Source organism: Komagataeibacter oboediens, assembly GCF_003207815.1.
In the GTDB taxonomy this organism is placed as follows: domain Bacteria; phylum Pseudomonadota; class Alphaproteobacteria; order Acetobacterales; family Acetobacteraceae; genus Komagataeibacter; species Komagataeibacter oboediens.
The window spans coordinates 1-2,783 of sequence record NZ_NKTX01000142.1; the positions used below are offsets into that span (position 1 = coordinate 1).

The following is a 2,783-nucleotide window of genomic DNA, read 5'->3' on the forward strand; positions in this document are numbered from 1 at the left end:
CGCACCCGGCCGAGGCTATGTAGAGCATCGCATTGACCACCTCGCGCATATCCGTCGTGCGAGGGCGACCGCCCCGTTTCGCAGGGGGCACAAATGGCATGATCAAAGCCCATTCCCCGTCCATCATATCCGATGGATATCGCAGTCCTTCCCGGCTATGTTCACGTCGGGCAATACCAGTCCATGTCACCATTCACTCCATCTCTTCGTAAAGACGGATGAATCACAACAGGCTGGTATTGTTCAAAAACTTTCGGATCAGGCTCTAAATCTCTGGGAGAAAAAAGAAAATATTGAGTTCGAAGAAACCCCTTATAAATTCGAAATAAATCCGCGGCGTAAAGATTGGAAGCGGAGGACATTCGAACGGAGAATGAATTCTTTGTTTGTTCCTGGTGCTACGTCTCTCCCAGAAGAGAGGGTTTAATGGGCAGTAAGACCGTGGACGATGGTAAGGGCGCTGTGCGGGCGAATATGGAGGGCAGGCAGTAATGGCCGATATCCTGAAAACCGCCGCCATCTGGGCCCTGTTCCTGCTCGTGATCCCGCCGGTTAGTGCTGTTTGCTGGGTGGTGGTCTGGTGGCACGGAGCATGATCCCCCGCGCACAACGCCGCTTCCAGCAGGAAATGCAGGCGCGTGGGTGGTCCGTTTCCGTGTCGCGGGGTGGCCACCTTCGATGGGTCCATACCAGCGGCGCAATCTATTTTTCAGCCGGGACACCGGGTGACTATCGGGCGCACCGGAATGCTCGGGCTGCTATGAGGAGGTTGGAGAAATAATGGCGACCATCGAAATTGACCGCGTAGCCCAGATCCTGAAATCCGACCGGCGATACAATCGGTTGTCCCGCGAGATTGCCGCTGGAACCGCTCCTGACCCCGGTGCGGATGGCCCAGCCTCCCTGTCGCGCCGGATCGTTCAGGATGCGATTGCGATTGCAGGGGGAGGCGGCAAAACACAACCCGTTCGCCGGGTGGCCGACGAATGTGCGTTGGACCGGTTTTACCATCGCCCTAACGGCACGCTGACCCCCACTCAATATGCCGCTGGCCTGCGGTTCCGTTATGCGTGGCTGCGCTCTGCCCGCCGGGCTCGCGTAACCCAGACTTACGACACGCAGGAAATCGAACGCGGTGGCGACCTGAGCGGGCAGGAAAACACTTGCTATGCACGCGAACTGGTTTCCGAGGCGCTGGAAGTCCTGTCAGCGGCTCAACGCCGCGCAATCGTGGCGGTCTGTGGCGAGGATGAGCGCGTGGGCATGCGCGGAAAAACGATCTGCTACGGCCTCGAAAAGCTGGCTGATCTGTGGTTCAAAAAATAAGACTTGTACTTTTTCCAGTAACGTGCATTATTCGAGACATCATGGAATAAATGCGCCGCAACGGCACACATCAGCCGCTCTAAAAAGGGCGGTTTTTCGTATGCGGGCATCCCTGCTCCATGCCCAGTTTGGGCGGCTGACATTTGAGCGTTTCTGGCACGGAACCGAAAATCCTGACCTCCCTAACCGACCGGTGCCCAAAAGCCTCGCTGGTCGGCATGGGAAAATCCTGTCAGCCCGTAAGTAGACCGGGATAAGGTGGGAAGTGTATCAAACATCATTGCCTGGAGGATTGTATGGCTGGGCGAAAGGGTCCGGCTAAATCCCCGGATCGCACAAAACGCACAAGGTCTACGCGCGATGCGCGCGAGGTGTTTCTTGATCACCTGCGCAAAACCGCAAACATTACAGAGGCCGCACGGATTGCGGTTGTAGCGCGCAGGTCTGTTTATGAATGGCGCGATGCCGACCCGGCCTTCGCCGCCGCATGGGACGATGCGATCGATGAAGCCACCGACCTACTCGAGGCCGAGGCCCGCCGCCGCGCCATTGAGGGTGACGAGGAATACGTGGTCTCGATGGGGCAGTTAGTCCGCGATCCCAAAACAGGGGAATACCTGACCACCCGCAAGCGCTCTGACGGCCTGATGACGCTGCTACTCAAGGCGCACCGGCCTGAGAAATTCCGAGAACGCTATGACGTGCAACAGAGCGGCAACATCACCATGAACATCACATCGGACGACGACGCGCTTTAATGGTCGCCAAGCTGAACCCGGCCCAGCAGGAGGCAAACCGGCTGCTGGGCAGTCCGGCCACGCACATCCTGCTGCGGGGTGGTTCCAGATCTGGCAAGACGTTCCTGCTGATCCGCGCGCTGGTCATCCGCGCGGCCAAAGCACCAGGCACGCGACACGGCATTTTCCGGCACCGGTTCAACGCCCTGAAACATTCGATCATCGGGGATACGTTCCCTAAGGTGATGCGCCTCTGTTTTCCGGATGTGCCCTACAACCTGAACCGCACGGACTGGTATGTCACGCTGCCGAACGGGTCCGAAATCCTGTTCCATGGTCTAGACAGTTCCGACCGCACAGAAAAGATTCTCGGACTTGAGTTCGCCACGGTCTATCTGAACGAGGCTAGCCAGATTGGCTACGGCGCACGGAACATGCTGCTGACGCGACTGGCGCAAAAGTCGGACCTGCGCGTCAAGGAGTATATCGACGCCAACCCGCCCACGACTTCGCACTGGCTCTACAGCCTGTTCGAGAGGCATGTGGAGCCAAAATCCGGCGAACCGCTGCCGGACCCTGCCGATTACGCGACCATGCAGATCAACCCGGACAGTAACCGGGCCAACCTGTCGCCTGAATACCTGAAGCAGCTTGAAAGCCTGCCGGAAAAGGAACGCCAACGCTTCCTGTTCGGCAATTACCAGACTGCAATCGAGGGCG

Annotated in this window: 4 protein-coding genes; 3 read left to right on the plus strand and 1 reads right to left on the minus strand. The window is 58.1% G+C overall.

Translation table 11 applies throughout. From position 1 onward, the window contains the following. The coding region (locus tag CFR80_RS17565) for a transposase (RefSeq protein WP_146221631.1) at positions 1 to 193 on the minus strand (193 nt) is incomplete at its 3' end. Between the two features lie 587 nt (positions 194 to 780). On the opposite strand from CFR80_RS17565, the gene CFR80_RS17575 reads away from it, so the two are divergent. The 3 genes from CFR80_RS17575 to CFR80_RS17585 form a co-directional block, all read left to right on the plus strand. Next, entirely contained in the window at positions 781 to 1,326 is a 546-nt protein-coding gene (locus tag CFR80_RS17575; RefSeq protein ID WP_110507816.1) for a hypothetical protein, read from the plus strand. 296 nt (positions 1,327 to 1,622) lie between these two features. After that, entirely contained in the window at positions 1,623 to 2,084 is a 462-nt protein-coding gene (locus CFR80_RS17580; protein WP_146221702.1) for a hypothetical protein, read from the plus strand. Further along, positions 2,084 to 2,783 (plus strand): phage terminase large subunit (locus CFR80_RS17585; RefSeq protein WP_220032763.1); only part of this gene is annotated, 700 nt, incomplete at its 3' end. The genes CFR80_RS17580 and CFR80_RS17585, both read left to right, overlap by 1 nt.